General features: G+C 72.6%; 17 protein-coding genes. 11 read left to right on the forward strand and 6 right to left on the reverse strand.

Annotation, left to right across the window (positions count from 1 at the left end):
- Positions 1–91 precede the first annotated feature (91 nt).
- Positions 92–1,102 (reverse strand): NADP-dependent oxidoreductase, encoded by a 1,011-nt coding sequence (locus tag ABZ464_RS44030; protein WP_359287558.1) that lies wholly within the window; start codon positions 1,100–1,102, stop codon positions 92–94.
- A 118-nt stretch (positions 1,103–1,220) separates the two neighbouring features.
- Between ABZ464_RS44030 and ABZ464_RS44035 the strand changes: the two genes are divergently transcribed.
- From ABZ464_RS44035 to ABZ464_RS44045, 3 genes are all read left to right on the forward strand, one after another.
- Positions 1,221–1,832 carry a helix-turn-helix domain-containing protein gene (locus ABZ464_RS44035; protein ID WP_359287559.1) on the forward strand — a complete coding sequence of 204 codons (612 nt, stop codon included), beginning with the start codon at positions 1,221–1,223 and terminating at the stop codon, positions 1,830–1,832.
- Between the two features lie 98 nt (positions 1,833–1,930).
- Positions 1,931–3,112, forward strand: coding sequence for a macrolide family glycosyltransferase (locus ABZ464_RS44040; RefSeq protein WP_359287560.1), 1,182 nt, complete (start codon positions 1,931–1,933; stop codon positions 3,110–3,112).
- Positions 3,109–3,474 (forward strand): hypothetical protein, encoded by a 366-nt coding sequence (locus ABZ464_RS44045; protein ID WP_359287561.1) that lies wholly within the window; start codon positions 3,109–3,111, stop codon positions 3,472–3,474. The genes ABZ464_RS44040 and ABZ464_RS44045 overlap by 4 nt, the downstream gene beginning before the upstream one ends.
- On the opposite strand, the gene ABZ464_RS44050 is transcribed toward ABZ464_RS44045, so the two are convergent.
- Positions 3,456–3,644 carry a DUF397 domain-containing protein gene (locus ABZ464_RS44050; protein ID WP_359287562.1) on the reverse strand — a complete coding sequence of 63 codons (189 nt, stop codon included), beginning with the start codon at positions 3,642–3,644 and terminating at the stop codon, positions 3,456–3,458. The genes ABZ464_RS44045 and ABZ464_RS44050 overlap by 19 nt on opposite strands.
- Positions 3,641–4,486: a helix-turn-helix transcriptional regulator gene (locus ABZ464_RS44055; RefSeq protein WP_359287563.1), complete on the reverse strand. Its 846-nt coding sequence runs from the start codon at positions 4,484–4,486 to the stop codon at positions 3,641–3,643. Before ABZ464_RS44055 ends, ABZ464_RS44050 begins: the two co-directional genes overlap by 4 nt.
- A 125-nt stretch (positions 4,487–4,611) precedes the next feature.
- Here ABZ464_RS44055 and ABZ464_RS44060 point away from each other — a divergent pair, with 125 nt between their 5' ends.
- The 3 genes from ABZ464_RS44060 (at position 4,612) to ABZ464_RS44070 (ending at position 6,723) form a co-directional block, all read left to right on the forward strand.
- Positions 4,612–5,085, forward strand: coding sequence for an ATP-binding protein (locus ABZ464_RS44060; RefSeq protein WP_359287619.1), 474 nt, complete (start codon positions 4,612–4,614; stop codon positions 5,083–5,085).
- Between the two features lie 197 nt (positions 5,086–5,282).
- Entirely contained in the window at positions 5,283–6,140 is an 858-nt protein-coding gene (locus ABZ464_RS44065) for a helix-turn-helix domain-containing protein (protein WP_359287564.1), read from the forward strand.
- The gene (locus ABZ464_RS44070) at positions 6,133–6,723 is read left to right on the forward strand and encodes a Uma2 family endonuclease (protein ID WP_359287565.1); all 591 of its coding nucleotides are present in this window, start codon (positions 6,133–6,135) and stop codon (positions 6,721–6,723) included. The genes ABZ464_RS44065 and ABZ464_RS44070 overlap by 8 nt, the downstream gene beginning before the upstream one ends.
- A gap of 9 nt (positions 6,724–6,732) precedes the next feature.
- Here ABZ464_RS44070 and ABZ464_RS44075 read toward each other — a convergent pair whose 3' ends face one another.
- Positions 6,733–7,893 carry a sensor histidine kinase gene (locus tag ABZ464_RS44075; RefSeq protein WP_359287566.1) on the reverse strand — a complete coding sequence of 387 codons (1,161 nt, stop codon included), beginning with the start codon at positions 7,891–7,893 and terminating at the stop codon, positions 6,733–6,735.
- Between the two features lie 86 nt (positions 7,894–7,979).
- On the opposite strand from ABZ464_RS44075, the gene ABZ464_RS44080 reads away from it, so the two are divergent.
- From ABZ464_RS44080 to ABZ464_RS44090, 3 genes are all read left to right on the forward strand, one after another.
- Complete coding sequence (locus tag ABZ464_RS44080) at positions 7,980–8,348, forward strand: hypothetical protein (protein WP_359287567.1); 369 nt, start codon at positions 7,980–7,982, stop codon at positions 8,346–8,348.
- 149 nt (positions 8,349–8,497) lie between these two features.
- Positions 8,498–10,102 (forward strand): peptidoglycan-binding protein, encoded by a 1,605-nt coding sequence (locus tag ABZ464_RS44085; protein ID WP_359287568.1) that lies wholly within the window; start codon positions 8,498–8,500, stop codon positions 10,100–10,102.
- Between the two features lie 119 nt (positions 10,103–10,221).
- Complete coding sequence (locus ABZ464_RS44090; RefSeq protein ID WP_359287569.1) at positions 10,222–10,974, forward strand: SDR family oxidoreductase; 753 nt, start codon at positions 10,222–10,224, stop codon at positions 10,972–10,974.
- Here ABZ464_RS44090 and ABZ464_RS44095 read toward each other — a convergent pair.
- Positions 10,971–11,318: an AQJ64_40280 family protein gene (locus ABZ464_RS44095; RefSeq protein ID WP_359287570.1), complete on the reverse strand. Its 348-nt coding sequence runs from the start codon at positions 11,316–11,318 to the stop codon at positions 10,971–10,973. The genes ABZ464_RS44090 and ABZ464_RS44095 overlap by 4 nt on opposite strands.
- A 35-nt stretch (positions 11,319–11,353) precedes the next feature.
- Positions 11,354–14,116 (reverse strand): AAA family ATPase, encoded by a 2,763-nt coding sequence (locus tag ABZ464_RS44100; protein ID WP_359287571.1) that lies wholly within the window; start codon positions 14,114–14,116, stop codon positions 11,354–11,356.
- Positions 14,117–14,493: 377 nt separating this feature from the next.
- Between ABZ464_RS44100 and ABZ464_RS44105 the strand changes: the two genes are divergently transcribed.
- Together ABZ464_RS44105 and ABZ464_RS44110 are read left to right on the forward strand one after the other, a co-directional pair.
- Positions 14,494–15,108, forward strand: coding sequence for a response regulator transcription factor (locus ABZ464_RS44105; RefSeq protein WP_359287620.1), 615 nt, complete (start codon positions 14,494–14,496; stop codon positions 15,106–15,108).
- Positions 15,109–15,248: 140 nt separating this feature from the next.
- Positions 15,249–15,935, forward strand: coding sequence for a DUF4255 domain-containing protein (locus ABZ464_RS44110; protein ID WP_359287572.1), 687 nt, complete (start codon positions 15,249–15,251; stop codon positions 15,933–15,935).
- Positions 15,936–15,965 lie beyond the last annotated feature (30 nt).

Here is a 15,965-nt window from a genome sequence, read left to right on the forward strand (position 1 = left end):
GCCCTCGTACTGGATGTACTTGGGCTTTCGGCCGGTGCGGCGAGAGGGCGTGCCGGGCGTCGCGACGGGGCAAACGTTGCCTGCCGCGGCACTAGGCGACCGTGAGCACGATCTTGCCCTGGAGGTGTCCCCGGGCGGCGCGTTCGTGGGCCGCTCGGGCGTCCGCGAGGGGGAACGTGCTGTCCACCGCGACGCGTACCGCGCCCGTGTCGAGGAGGCGGCCCAGCTGGGCGAGTTGCGTGCCGTTCGAGCGGACCTGGGTGCCCGAGACCGTGACGCCCAGTCGCGCGGTCTCCTCCTCGTCGAACTCGCCGAAGAACACGGGGAACAGGGCGCCGCCCCGCTTGAGGGTGCGCAGGAAGCGACGGCTGTGGGGGCCTCCGACGGTGTCGAGGACGAGGTCGATGTCGTGCACGAGTGCCTCGGGGCGTTCTTTGGTGTAGTCGATGAACTCGTCCGCGCCCAGCTCGCGCAGGAAGGCTTCGTGTGCGCCGGACGCCACCGCGACGACCTGTGCGCCCTTTCCCTTCGCCAGTTGCAGTGCGAGGTGTCCCACGCCGCCCGCGGCGCCGTTGACGAGCACCGTCGTGCCGGAGCCGAGTGCCGTCGGGCGGTGCCGCGCCGTCTGGAAGGGCGAGGGGTGGTCGTGTCCCACCTCGATCAGGAACTGCCAGGCCGTCAGCCCGGCCATGGCCGCCCCCGCGGCGTGCACATGGTCGATGCCGGGCGGCTTGAGGGCGAGGTCGGACGCGGGCGCGGCCACGTACTCGGCGTAGGCGCCGCCGTCGAAGCTGGGGAAGCGCAGGAGGCCGAAGACCTCGTCGCCGACGGAGAAGCCGTCCACGTCGGCGGCGACGGCCTCGACGACACCCGACACGTCGGTCCCCGGGATCACGGGCAGGCTGAACACCGGCCGGGTCTCCGGCGGCAGGTCGGTCAGCCCGTCGCGCAGGTACCAGTCGGGGGGATTGACCCCGACCGCGTGGACGCGGACGAGCACCTCACCGGGCCCCGGCTCGGGCAGCGGCACGTCCTCGTGGCGCAGCACCTCGGGGCCGCCGTGCTCATGCAGCCGGATGGCCTTCATCGTGGGGGTCGGCATCGCTGTACTCCCGCCTCTACCAGGGGATACGCTGAACGGATCAGTGGTCCACATCATCCGGACCACTGATCCAGATAATACGGATCACTGATCCGGAAAGGCAAGGGGAGCGGAAGCCATGCGTGCCGACGCCAGGAAGAACCACGACCACCTGCTCACCGTCGCGGGCGCCGTCGTCACCGAGCAGGGCGTCGACGCGTCCCTGCGCGACATCGCCCGCCGGGCCGGCGTGGGGCTGGCCACGCTGATCCGTCACTTCCCGACCCGCGAGGCGCTGCTCGAAGCCCTGCTCCGCACGAGCTTCGACGAGCTGGCGGAGACGGCGGCCGCCCTGGCCGCCTCGGACGCGCCCGATGACGCCCTGCTGTCGTGGCTGCGGGACTTCGTCGCCTGCGCGCACAACTACCGTGGCGTCGTGGCCCTGATGACGACGGCCATCGAGGACGAGGAGTCCGCGCTGCACGCCTCGTGCGTCACGATGCGCGCAGCCGGCACCCGCCTCCTCACCCGCGCCCAGGCCGAGGGCAGGGCCCGCACCGACCTCGACGGCACCGACCTGTTCGCGCTGGGCGCGTCGCTGGCGTGGCTCAGCGACCAGCCCGCGCTCGCCCCACGCGCCGGCCACCTCTTCGACGTAGTGGCGAGCGCGATCCTGACGACGACGGCCGGAGGTGGACCGGTGTTCCCCGGGGCCGAACACACAGCCGCCCCCACCTCCCCGATGGAGTGATCCTGCGCGGGGGTGGGGTCACGGACGGCGGTAGGGCTTCGTTGGGCAGAACCGCGCACCGCGCCGCACCGCACCGCCCACAGGACAGGACCCCGCCCGTGCCCGGCACCCGCCCCGCTCATGTCGCCGTCGTCAACCTGCCGATGCTCGGGCACGTCAACCCGACGCTCGGAGTCGTCGAGGAGCTGGTCCGACGCGGCCACCGGGTGACGTACGCGATCAGCGAGCACTTCCTGCACCAGGTGAAGGCGGCCGGCGCGGAACCCGTCCTCTACCCGGTCGACGCGGGGGACGGATCCGAACCCCCCGAGCGCCTCTCCGAGGGCTTCGCCCGCGCGGTCCACGCCTCCCTCGGCGCCCTCCCCGCCCTCACCCGCGCCTACGCCGCCGACCGCCCCGACCTGATCCTCTACGACGTCTACGGCTTCGCGGGCCTGATCCTGGGCGCCCAGTGGCGGATCCCCACGGTCCTCTTCTCCCCCACGCACCTCTCCTACGACGGCATCCTCCCGGAGCTCTTCGACGGCATCCCCGCCGTCCCCGACCTCCCCGGCTACCAGGACCTCGCCGCCGCCCTCACCGCCCGGGGCCTGGACCCCTCCCGCCTCCACGAGTGCGAGTCCCCGGCCTACGCGATCGCCGCCCTCCCCCGAGCCTTCCAGCGCCGCCCGGACACGGTCACCGCCGGCCGTGTCGCCTACACCGGCCCCATCCTGGGCGACCGCTCCCACCAGGGCACCTGGCACCCCCCGCACCCGGACGCCCGGGTCGTGCTCATCTCCCTGGGCTCCCAGTTCACCCGCCGCCCGGACTTCTACCGGGCCTGCGTCGAGGCGTTCGCGGACACCGACCACCACGTGGTGATGCCGGTGGGCTTCGAGCTCTCCCCGTCCGACCTCGGCCCGCTACCGGCCAACGTCGAGATCCACGCCCACGTCCCCCAGGTGTCCGTCCTCTCCTACGCGGAGGCCTTCGTCACCCACGCCGGCATGGGCGGCACGATGGAGGCGGTGGCCCACGGCGTCCCGATGGTCGCGGTCCCCCAGATGGCGGAACAGCGCGTGAACGCGACCCAGATCGAACACCTCCGCCTGGGCGTCCACCTCCCACGCGAGCAGGCCACCCCGGAGGCGTTGCGCGAGGCGGTCCGCACGGTGACGGCCTCTGCCGAGATCCGCGAGGGACTCACCGCTCTCCGGGCCGAACTCGCCGACGCGGGAGGGGCGGGAGCGGCGGCCGACCTCATCGAGGAAGCCCTCCGCTCAGCGGTGACCCCGTGATCGACACCCTGGCCTCCGGCATGCGGCCGCACCTCTACAACCGCCCGATCCGCATGAGCGACCTGGACCCCTTCAACCACGTGCGGCTCCTGGAGAGGATCCAGGACGCCCATGTGGACCTCTTCTACCTCCAGCCCGGCCTCTCCGGCGAGGAGATCCGCCCGCGCATGGTCTACGTCCGCCACGAGATCACCACGGTCCGCCGCGCGTCGTTCCGCCTCACCAGCCATATCAAGAGGGGCCTGCGGACGTACTGCACCTGCGTGAGCACGGCGGTCGCCTACGACGAGACGGAACGCTGCCCCCGCCGCCTGGAGGAGGCGGAGCTGGCGGTCCTGCGCCGTTACGCGCCGGAGGCGTAGGAGAGGAACGCCGTCCAGGTACGACCAGTGACGTGGAAGGTGGGGCCGTCTTCGGGGTGCTTGGAGTCGCGGATGTGGATGGAGGCGGGGGTTACGGCGACTTCGAGGCAGGAGTCGCCCTCACTGCCACTGCTGTAGCTGCTCTTGAACCACACGAGGTCGCGGGTCATGTCTCTCCCAGCAGTTGTTCGATGAAGGCCAGCGACTCACGTGGAGTGAGGGCCTGAGCTCGGATGATGCCGTACCGCAGTTCCAGGATACGGAGCTGCTTCAGGTCGCAAACCGCTCGGCCGTTGGCCACCACAAGCGAACGTCCGACAGCTGATCCGTCCGCGAACTTCAGCACCTCGATGCTGCCGTCCACCCCGGCATGCTCCTCGCAGTCCATGGGCATCACCTGAAGCTCGACGTTGCGCAACCGGCCTGTCTCCAGCAGGTGTTCCAGTTGGCGGCGCAGGACAGCTCGTCCGCCGAGGGGGCGTCGTAGCGTCCACTCCTCCACCACGAAGCTGAGTTCCGGCATCGGGTCCCGCTCGAAGACGGACTTACGCCCCACGCGGGCCGCGACGAACCGCTCCACCTCGGCCTCGGTGTACGCAGGGCGCCGCATCAGAAGCAGCCCCCGGCCGTACTCAGGTGTCTGCAACAGCCCATGGATGCTCAGCGGGTCGTAGAGCTGGATCTCGACCGCCTTCGCCTCCAGCTCGGCGATCTCCCGCACCTTCTTCGGATAGGTGACCCGCTTGACGTCCTCCTTCATCGCGGAGAGCAGCCCACCCGCCCCGAGCACCTCGTCCGCTCTGTCCAGGAACTCGGGCCGGGGAATCCGCTTCCCGCTCTCGATTTTGTAGATCATGTCCTCGCCGTACCCGACGGCCGTGCCGAAGTCGCCGGCCCGCATTCCGACCGCCTCGCGCCGGAGCTTGAGTTGCCGGGCGACGGTGGCGACCACCGCGACACCCCACTCGTCGGTGGGGTCGACCTCCCACCCCGGCTCGTCTCCCTGCGTCATCCCGAAGCCCCCTCAGACCGTGCTCGACATGCCCGGACAGCACCGGACAAAGAGTGGACAGTGACTGTACGCAACCGCATAGTCGCTGTTCACGGTAAACAAACACAGCCACGCTGAGTGACGTGATGCAGAATTCCCCCCAACTCAACTCGCCCCTCCGGAACTTCGACGTACGCCTCTCCCCCACCCCCCGAGGCGCCCGTCTCGCCCGGCTGCTGGCCACGGAACAACTCCGTTCCTGGGGCCTCCCGCTGGACCCGGCGGCGCACATCGTCGCGGAACTGGCCACCAACGCCGCCACGCACGGCCGCGTCCAGGGAAGGGACTTCTCCCTCCTCGTGTACGTCATCGCGGACACGCTCCGTATCGAGGTGACGGACACGCGCGGTGACCACCTGCCCCGCCTCCAACAGGCCCCCGGCGACGGAGAGTCAGGGCGGGGCCTCCTGCTCGTGGACGCGTACGCCGACCGCTGGGGCGTGTACGAGGGCCTGCCGCCGCGCAAGACGGTCTGGGCGGAGGTGGTGCTGCCACCGGAACCCGAGAGTGTGCGCTCCGGTGCCGGGGGCGGTCTCCCCAAGGACCAAAGACACAGGTGAAAGAACCCGACCAAGCCCCACCCCTCCCGCCCGTGGATCAAACTCACCCGGGCGGGTGAAATAGACCAACTCAGCTGGATTTACTGCCCCTTGCCTGGCTTACGCTCAGCGCGACAGCCGCCGACATACGACGGCCCCCGCAGGGACGGGCAATCCCAGTGCGAGGGCCTGACCAACTAGGAAGCACAACCTTCCCGATGGATACGAAAAACCCTAGCGCGCCCGCCCCCGCCAAGTCCCGCAAGCCGGGCAAGAACCACCCTCACACGGGCGTGATCCACGAGCACATCCGCCACACCACCCAGTTCACGGTGATCGGCAACGACCTCGCCCAGCACACGGAACTGTCCCTCCTCGCGATCGGCCTCGGCGTCCACATCCAGTCGGTGCAACCCGGAACCTGCATCGACATCAAGTCCCTCGCCAAGCGCTTCCCCGAGGGCACGACCCGGATCGCCGCCGCTCTGAACGAACTCGAAGCCCACGGCTACCTGCGCCGCACCCGCGAGCGCACCCCTTGCGGCCGGATCGTCACCCGCACGGTCTACTGCAACAAGCCCGGCCACCGGACCGCCCCGGCGGACACCTCCACCAAGCCCGCCCCCCGCCCCGCCCAGGACAGGCCCCCGCCGCGCCGCAAGCTCCTGCCCGCCGTGCCGAAGCCCTCGGACACCTCACCCACCCTCCTCCAGACAGCCGTGGACCTCCTCGCGACCCTCCGCCGCCACGACCCCCGGCTCCTCCTCTCCGCCACCGACGCCGAACACCTCGCTCCCGGCGTCGCCGCCTGGCTGGAACGCGACCTCACCCCGACAGCCGTACGCCACGCGCTGACCGCCGACTTGCCGAACGAACCCCTGCGCCGCCCCGCAGCGCTCCTGGCCCACCGCCTGACCGCCCAGCTCCCACCCCCGCCCCCGTTCCGGCCCCCGGCCCCAACCGCCCCGGAGCCCCGCCACCCCTTCCAGAACTGCGACGGCTGCGACCGCCCCTTCCGCGCCCCGACCCCGGGCCGCTGCCGCGACTGCCGTGCAGCCCATGCCACCCATGCCTGAGAACGAACCGATCCCCTGGGCACGCACACACACCTACCGGGCTATGAGGGACTTCGTGCAGGGGCTGGACGACACCGTTCCCGGACGGTTCGAGATCACCAGGGAGGGGATCGTCCACGATCTGCGTACGCCCGTCGGACCGCACGCGTTGACCGCCCTGCACCTGCGGAAACGCCTTGAACGAGTGATCCCGGAAGCGTTCGTGGCCCACACCGGCGTGCCCGACGTCGAGGACGAGACCGAGCGCATCATGCGCCGCCCCGACATCATGGTGATCGCGGAGGCGGACATGGAAGGTGACGGATCTTTCGACCCTCGTACGCTGGTCGCCGCCGTCGAGATCGTCTCCTGTTCCAACCCGGACAACGACTGGGTCAGCAAGCTTCGCGACTACCCCCTGATGGGCATCCCCGTCTACGCGGTCTTCGACCCCCGCACCGGCACCGGCGCCGTCCTCACCGACATCCACCCCACCTCCGACGGCCCCCGCTACGCCACCCGCAAGGACTTCGTCTACGGCGAGGACGTCACCATCGCCGACTGGACCATCTCCACCGAGGAGCTGCCTCTCTACGGCTCCTGAGCAGGCCCTTCAACGGGCCGTAGGAAAACGTGCCCGGACCTCCCAGCCCTGCCCGCCGGCTGCCGGGCCTGCCCACAGTCGGCCGCCCAGGGCCGTGACCCGCTCCCTCAGGCCCACCAGGCCGAAGCCGCCCCCGTGTGCCTCGGCGGGGAGCTGGGTGCCGCCGCGGCCGTCGTCGCGGATGGTGACCTCCAGCGCGCCGTCCGCCTGACGGAGGCGAACGGTGATCGTCGTGGCGTCGGCCGCGTGACGGCGTACGTTCGTCAGGGACTCCTGGACCACGCGGAAGGCGGCGGCCTGCACCTCGTGGGGAAGGTCGGCAGGCAGTGACGGGTCCCGGTCGAGGACCATCCTCTGCGTCGGGCCCCCGAAACCCTCCGTCAGGCCCGTGATCGCGGCCAGGTCGCCCACCGGGCGGCGGTCCGCCTCGGTGTCCGTGTCCCGCAGGACGCCCACCGTGCGGCGCATGGAGGCGAGGGCCTCCGTCGCGGCGCGTTCGATGCCCGCGAGGACCGGGTCGAGGGCGTCCGGCCGGGTCGTCGCCATCATGCGGGCCACCTGCGTCTGGACCAGGATGCCGGTGACGTGGTGGGCCACGAAGTCGTGCAGGTCGGCCGCGATCGCGAGCCGCTCCTCACGGCGGGTGTCGGCCACGGCGACCGTGCGGCGGTAGTCGAGGGAGCGGAGGTAGGCGGCCAGGCCCGCGACTATTCCGATCAGGATCAGGCTCACGAGGGTGAACCCCAGCGCCCCGTCCGGCGGCAGCTGCCCGTAGTAGCGCAACGGCGTGGCCAGCACCGCGCACGCGTCCAGCACCGCGCACGCCACCGACCAGCGCGGTGGACAGTGTCGTACGGCGATGAAGAGCAGGGAGAGGAGGACGGCCAGCTCGCCCGGGCCGAAGGGGGCGTTGTGGTCCGGGAGGTAGGCGGCGGCCGTGTAGGCGAGCGAGAGCAGGGCCGGGATCGTGGTGCGCAGGGGTGGGGTGAGCCAGGCCGGGCGGCGGGCCGCCGGCCAGAGGACCGCGGTCAGGCCCACCGCCAGCACCACCGCCGGACGCCACAGCGGGTACTCGACGGCGGCCGCGGACGCCAGGTCGATGAGCGCCGCCGTGCAGAGCGCCCCGACGGCGGCACCGCGCGCGCACCCCTTGAGCCAACCGGATTTCATGCAGCTCACGGTAGGCGCGGGCGGCGGTCGCGGGATCGGCCGAATGGTCGAGGCGGCGGCGGATCCGCGGCTGGTACGGTCCCGGCATGCCCGACAGCAGGTTCCTGGTCGGCTTCGCGGGCGGCGCCGCCGCCGTCCTCGCCCTGGTCGGCCTCGCCACCCCGTTCGTCACCCGCACCGAGTCCACCACGACCCTCGACCGGTACGACACCGTCCTGGTCGACGGGGTGAAGGCCCTCGCGCCGGGGATCGTCGCCGGGCGGGTGGAGGGGCTCTACCACCCGCTGCCCTGGGTCGGCACCGAGGTCCGGGTGACCTGCCCGACCGGGCTGAAGGCGGTCCCGCGCACCCGGATCGTGTGCACGGGGCGGCGCGGCGACGGGACGACCGTGGACATTCCGGTGCGGGTGACCGCGGTGTCGGGGGCCCGGCTGACCTGGTCGTTCGCACGCTGACCAACCGCGGGCAAAGGCTGCGCCGCGAGCGTATCCACGGGCGGTCGCCGACGCTTTAATCGATGCGTCAACTGCCATGACTCACAGGGCAGTTGGTCGTGCACACCCACGTGCCGACATGGTCCCGGCGAAGGAGACGTCCCGCAGTCATGAGCCACAGATCTCTTCGTGTCAGAACCCTCAGAACCGGTGCGCTCGCCGCCGCCACGGCACTCCTCACGGCCGGCACCCTGATCGGCGCCGGTGCCGGTCCGGCGTCGGCGGCGGCGCCCGCGGCGATCAGGCTGACCTCCTCCTCGTGCCCGGCGAACATCGTCCAGGGGCAGGTGAGCGGCTGCGTCACGGAGTTGCAGAACCTGCTCAACGCGCACGGCGCCGGTCTGGTGGTGGACGGCAGCTTCGGGGCGAACACGCTCTACGCGGTGCGCCAGTACCAGGCCTCCACCGCGATCGCCGTGGACGGGCAGGTCGGCCCGCAGACCAAGGCCAAGCTGTACGCGACGGGCGGTTCGGCCCCGGCGCCGATCGTCCTGACCTCCGCCTCGTGCCCGGCGAACATCGTCCAGGGCGACAAGGGCGGCTGTGTCAGCGAACTCCAGCGGCTGCTCCAGCACTTCGGCTACACGATCGACGTGGACGGCGAGTTCGGCCCGGCCACGTACAGCGCGGTCCGCGACTTCCAGTCCTCGCACGGCCTGTCGGTCGACGGCCAGGTCGGCACCAACACCAAGCGGGAGCTGTACGACACCGACGAGTCGGCGTCCACCGCCCTGGACCTGCGCTCGGCGTCCTGCCCGGCGAACATCGTGGACGGGGAGAGCGGCGGCTGTGTCGCCACCCTCCAGGCCCTGCTCAACGGCAAGGGCTACCACTTGGACGTGGACGGCCAGTTCGGTCCGTTGACCCTGGCGGCCGTGAAGTCGTTCCAGTCGGCGTCGGGCCTCTCCGTCGACGGCCAGGTCGGCACGAACACCAAGGCCGCCCTGTACGCGAACATCAGCACGGGCGGCGGCAGCGGCGCACCGGCGCCGGTCAACCTGACCTCCTCCTCGTGCCCGGCGAACATCGTGCAGGGCCAGCGCAGCGGCTGTGTCACCGAGCTGCAGAGCCTGCTCAACCACCACGGAGCCGATCTCGCCGTCGACGGCGACTTCGGACCGCTGACCTACAGCGCGGTGCGGGACTTCCAGGCCGAGAAGGGGCTGTCGGTCGACGGCCAGGTGGGGACGAACACCAAGGCCGCCCTGTACGGCGCCGTCACCCCGCCTTCCTCGACGCCGCCCGGCGGCGGGTACGCCCGGATGCTCGCCGTGGCCGAGGCCGAGGCCGGCACGGTCGAGGGCAGCGCCCGGGCGAACAGCTACGGATCGGCCGTGGGCCTGTCGAGGTCCACCAGCACCTACGCCTGGTGCGCGACCTTCGTGAGCTGGGTGGCCAAGCAGACCGGGGCCAGCTCCTACCGCAACACCTATGTGGTGGGCTGGGTCAGGCAGGCGCGGGCCGGGAACTACCACCTCTCGGTGACGACGGATCCGCAGCCGGGCGACATCGTGGCCTTCGACTGGAACGGAGGCTGGGACTTCGAGGGCGGGCACGAGCACATCGGCATCGTGCGCTCGGTGGGCAGCGGCTCCGCCTTCACCACGGTGGAGGGCAACACCAGCGACCCCGACGGCGGCGGCTCGGAGGGCGTCTACATCAAGAACCGCAGCACGAGCAGCGGGTACAACGTGCTGTTCATCCGGGTCCGCTGACCGGTGACCCGGGCGGGGGCCGTGTCCCCCGTCCGGACCAGCCCGACCTGCGGTCCCGCCCCCGCGCGGCCGATGCTGGGCCTGGTGGTCGTCGTCCCAGGAGGTCACAGGAGGTCACGATGGGTCGTCTCGACGAGCGGGTGGCGATCGTCACCGGCGGGGCGCGGGGGATCGGCGCCGCGGTGGTGCGCCTGCTCGCGGCCGAGGGGGCCACGGTGATGATCGCCGACATCCTCGACTCCGAGGGGACCGCCCTGGCGACGGAACTCGGCGCCCCGGCCCGCTTCCTGCACCTCGACGTCAGCGACGAGCGGGGCTGGCAGAAGGCGCTGGCCAAGACCGAGCAGCACGCGGGGCCGGTGTCGGTACTGGTGAACAACGCGGGGATCGCCGGGTGGGGCACCCTGGCGGAGGAGAGCCTGCTCCAGTTCCGCCGGGTCCTGGACGTCAACCTTCAGGGCACCTGGCTCGGTATGCGCACGGCGGCGCCCTCGCTGCGCCGGGCCGGCGGCGGGGTGATCGTGAACATGTCCTCCCTGGCGGGGCTGACCGGGTACGCCGGTGTCGGCGCGTACGTGGCGAGCAAATGGGGGGTGCGCGGCCTGACCAAGACGGCCGCGCTGGAGCTGGCCCCGGACGGCATCCGCGTCTGCTCCGTGCACCCCGGCGCGATCCGTACGGCGATGACGGCCGGCTTCGACGACCGGTTCATCGCGGGCCAGCCGATCCCCCGCTTCGGCACCCCCGAGGAGGTCGCCCGCACGGTCCTGTTCATCATCACCGACGCCACCTTCTCCACGGGCAGCGAGTTCGTCCTCGACGGCGGGGTCCTGGCCGGCGCGCCCGTGGTCCTGGACCCGGACGCTCCCTAGTCCCCGGCCTCCGCCTCCGCCTTCGCCCTGTGCAGGGCAGGTCGTACGTCCTCCCCCAGGACGTGGTGCACGCTCGTGCCCGGGAGCGTCGGCAGGGCCGCCCAATGGGTGACGGGCTCGTCGCAGGGGCGGCCGTACGGCAGCCGGACGACGCGGTCGGAGTCGACGAAGCAGTCGTGGTGCTCGGTGCCGTCCTCGGCGAGGTGCAGGGTGGTGAAGTGCATGGGCAGCACCAGCCAGAACTCCTCCCCGTCCGGGTAGCGGCCCGTCGTCGCGGCCGCCACCGGCGTCCCGGACCGCGGCAGCCGCTCACGGGCGTCCACCCACTCCACCACTGTCTCCATGTCGTCCCCTCCGGGGTCCGTTTCCGGTCGTACGGTCACCGTTCCAGCGCCGCCCGCAGTTCACCCCGCCTCCTGATGCCCAACTTGCGGTAGGCGCTGGTGAGATGGGTCTCCACCGTCCGGCGGGCCACATGCAGGAGTGCGGCTATCTCCATGTTGGTGCGGCCCTCCACCGCGAGTTCCGCGATACGGCGTTCGCTGCCGGTGAGCGAGCCGGAGCCGGTGTGGGCCGGGGTGGTGCGGCGGGCGCCGGCGGTGCGCAGGGCCTGGTTGGCGTGGGCCAGGAGGCGTTCGCTGCCCAGGCGTTCGGCGCGTTCGGCGGCCTCGCGGAGGTGGTCGCGGCCCCGGGCGCGTTCGCCGGAGGCGTTGAGCTGGAAACCCTGGGCGAGCAGGGAGGCGACCAGTTCGGCCTCGGCCGGGGAGTCCCGCAGCACGGTCACCGCCTCCTCACCGAGTTCCAGACCGCGCCGGCCCCGGGTGGCCCGGCCGAGGACGCGCAACGCCCGGCCCACCGTGCGCGGGGTGTTCCACACCCGGGCCAGCCGCAGTTCCTCCTCCGCCAGGGCCAGCGCCTCCCGGGGGTTGCCCAGGGCGAGCCGGCACTCCGCGGCCGCCGTACGCCACGGGGTGACGACCGGGCTGACGACGGCGCGGGCGGACTGGCGGCGGCCGCACTCCAGGAAGTCGTGCAGGGCGCCCGCGACCTCGCCCTCGGTGAAGCGGAGGATGCCCCGGGCGTAGAGGAAGCGGTTGAGTTCCCAGGAGTCGGGGGCGTCCCGCAGATCGAAGGTGTCCGCGAGGGCGCGCGCCTCGGCCGTACGGCCGGTCTCCACCAGCGCCGTCAGGGCGTGCGCGTCCGCGTTGCCGGGGACATCGCAGCGGCGGGCGCGGGCCGCGTCCGGGTGACCGGCGAGGACGGTGGCGTAGTCGCCCCGGGCCGCCGCGATGTCGCAGCGGGTGTCCAGCAGCGCCTGCTCCATCGGGTGCAGGAGGAACGGGCGCTGGGAGGCCAGGCCGCGTTCCACCAGGCGTTGCGCCTCGTCGAGTTCGTCGGCCCACTGGGCCACCGCCGCCGCCGTACCCAGCAGGAAGGGCTCGGCGAGCGGGTCGGCGGGCTCCTCCAGGAGGGTGCGCAGCCGACGCATCGCCTCGCGCGCCCCGATGTCCCCCGCGGTCGCCGCGTACCGCACCAGCAGGGCCTGGCCGGAGGCGCCGACCGGTTCCGGGGAGCGTTCGGCGGTCTCCGCGAGCCAGCGGTAGGCGTCCTGGCGGACGGTCTGGTCCTGGTCGGAGAGCAGCGCGGACGCGGTCTGCAGGGTGCGGGTGAGGCCGGGGTGGCCGGGGAGCAGGGCCTCGGTGCGGCGCAGCACCTCCACGGCCGTACGGACCTCCCCGCGGCCCGCCAGTGCCGTGCCCAGCGCGATCGCCGTACGGACCCGGTCGCGCGGCTCGGCCGGCAGGTCCAGTGCCTCGACCAGCCGGGGGATGCCGGCCGGGACGTCCGCGGAGGCGTACTCCAGGGAGCCCAGTTCGGTCAGCAGCCGCTGCCGGAGGTCGTCGGGGAGGGGCTCGGCGAGGGCGCGGCGGAGGTAGCCGACGGCGTCGTCCGGGCGGCCGGCGCGGATGGCGACCGTGACGCCGTCGCGCAGCACGCGCAGCGCCCACGGCTCACCGACCCGCGCACTGCCCAGCAGTTGCCGGGCCACACTCTCCACCCCGTCGCCCCGGCGCAGCATCGCCTGGGCGACGGCCCGGTGCGCGTCCTGCCGGCGCCCCGCGGGCCAGCCGGCGAGGACGGCGTCCCGCAGCAGGGGGTGCGCGTACCGGGGCCGCCCGTCCGCGCCCGCCCGCAGCAGCCCCAGCCGGGTCATCGCGGTCAGCCATCCGGAAACCCGAGCGGAATCGGCGGCACAGGCGTCGGCGAGCAGCGCGGCGAGGCCTGTGGTGTCCTCAGGGGAGACGGACGCCCCCTCCGTCTCCGTCTGTTCCAGTGCCGCCAGGGTCCGGGCCACCTCCGCCGTCGCCGCCCCGGCGCTCTCCAGCCACCAGGACACGGCGGCCGGGTAGGAACCGGGGTACAGCGCGGCGCACGTGTGCGGCACGGGGGTGGACGTGGGGGCGCCCGCGAGGTCGTCGAGGAGGGCGTGCAGCAGCAGGGGGCTGCCCGCGGCGGCGTCCACGCAGTCCGCCGTCCACCGCGGCGAGGCCTCGGGGAAGGCAGCACGGACCAGCTCGGCGGACGTGTCGTCGGTGAGCGGGGCGAGGGTGTGGGTGCGGACCAGGGAGGGGGTGAGGGCGTGTGTGATACCTGTCGGCCGGGGATCGATGTCGTACTGGATGCGCTCGGTGGCCACGAGCAGCAGCGGTAATCGGTCGACGTGCCGCGCCGCCTCCATCAGCCAGCGGCGCGAGGCGTCGTCGGCGAGGTCGACGTCGTCCACCGCCACCATCACCGGGCCCTCGGCGGCGTACGACCGCAGCAGCCGCCACAGCCGCGCCGCGCTCCCCCGGTCGTCCTCGCCGGGCCCCACCTCCTCGTCCGCGAACTCCGGTACGGGGCCCAGGAGATGGAGGACGCAGGAGAACGGGACGGCGGTGTCCCCGGGGGAGCAGCGGGCCCGCAGCACCCGCAGCCCGTGCCCCGCCGCGTGCGCGACCGCGGCCTCCAGCAGCGCGGAGCGGCCGGTGCCGGTGGCCCCGCGCAGCAGGACCAGCCGGCCCGCGCCGGCCCGGGCACGCTCGACCTCGGCCGCGAGCAACGCGTGCGCGTCGTCGCGTTCCCGCAAGGGTCCGCTCATCCCTGTCTCCTGCCAGTCGGTACGCCCCCCGGACGCGGTGCGTCCGTCGGGCGCGGCTCCGTACGACGTCGTACGGCCGTTGTGGCGAGGCTCACGAAGAACCTCCCGCACGACCATCGAACCCCCGTTGACCTGCAGTGATGTTCGCACCTTGTGGTTGCTTCCCCGTTGCTCTCGTGGTGGGGCTCGTGGTGGTCCACGATTGCGCCCGCCCCACGGGGCCCAGAAGTGTTGACCGGACCCATCCGCCACCGGTTCCCGCCGGACGCGGTCCCGTCACCATGGGGGACAGGTTGCTCAGCTCACCCCGGACAGCAGACGCCCGGACTTCCGACACCCGGACACCGGACACCGGCACGCCGAATGCCAGGCGGCGCCTGCCCGTCGCCGTCCTCGCGCCCGACCCCATCTCCCGGGAGGGCGCGGCGAGCCAGCTGCGGGGCCGGCCGGAGATCGAGGTCCGCGAGGACCCCACGCCCACGCCCGGCACGGTCGCGCTGCTCGTCGAGGACACCCTCGACGACACCGCTCTGGCCCGGCTGCGCAGGATCACCCGCACCGAGGGCACCCGGGTGGTGCTCGTGGTGGGCGCGATCCGCGAGACCGAGCTGCTCGACGTCATCGAGTGCGGGGTCGGGGCGATCGTCTGGCGCCGGGAGGCCACCGCGCACCGGCTGGTGCAGGCGGTCCTCGCGGCGGCGCGCGGCGACGGCGATCTGCCCTCCGATCTGCTGGGCCGGCTGATCAGCCAGGTCGGCACGCTGCACCGGGGCGCGGCAGGGCGCCCGGGCGCGCCCTCGCTGGGGCTCGCGCCACGGGAGGTGGACGTCCTACGGCTGGTCGCCGAGGGCCTCGACACCGGAGAGATCGCCAGCAAGCTGTCCTACTCCGAACGAACCGTCAAGAACGTGATGCACGGACTCACGACCCGCCTGCATCTGCGGAACCGGGCGCATGCGGTGGCATATGCCCTCCGGGAAGGCTACATCTGACCGAACGGGCACTCGAAGGGGAACACGCGGGCAGCGTGTCGTGCCCGGCCGCCGACCCCGGCGCGCCTGCGGAACCCGCCCGGTCACGGGCACGATCGGTCAAGGGGGTTCGGCAGGACGGGTGACGGAGGAGCGCGAGGGTGATCCACGAGGTCGACGAGGTCCTCAAGGGCCTGCTCGGCGGGGGCGCGCTGACCGGCTCCGGCATCGACGTCTCCTTCGAGGCACCCACCCGTGACTGGGCGGCCCGGCGCAACTCCCCCGTCGTCAACGCCTACTTGTACGACATCCGGGAGGACGTGGCGCGCCGCCAGCGCGGGCAGGTCGCGGTGCGCGACGAGCGGGACGTCGTGGTGAAACGGCGTCAGCCGCCGCGCTGGTTCCGGCTTTCCTACCTCGTCACCGCCTGGACGAAAACCCCGCAGGACGAACACCGGCTGCTTTCCGCCGTGCTGACCAACCTCATTCCGCGCGAGATCCTCGCCGCCGACGAACTCCCGGGCGCACTCGGGGCCTTGGGCCTGGCGGTCCATGTGAACGTGGCCGGCGTCCAGACCGAGACGCGTTCCCTCGCGGAGATCTGGTCCGCGCTCGGCGGCGAGCTCAAGCCCTCCCTGGACCTGGTGGTGACGGCCCCCTTCCCGGCCTACCCCGAGTACGACGCGGGCCCACCGGTCACCGAGGGCGCGCTCGTCCGGGTCGCCGGCCTCGACGGCGACCCCCCGCAGGACGAGGGCCGCGCCCACCGCCCCCACCAGGTGGCGGCGGCCCGCGAGGCCCGTGAGGCCCCTGAGGCCCCTGAGGTCCCGGAGAAGGGCGACCGGTGACGCCGACGGCGGCGACGGCGGCGACCCGTG

This window comes from Streptomyces sp. NPDC005820 (assembly GCF_040630255.1).
Classification (GTDB): domain Bacteria; phylum Actinomycetota; class Actinomycetes; order Streptomycetales; family Streptomycetaceae; genus Streptomyces.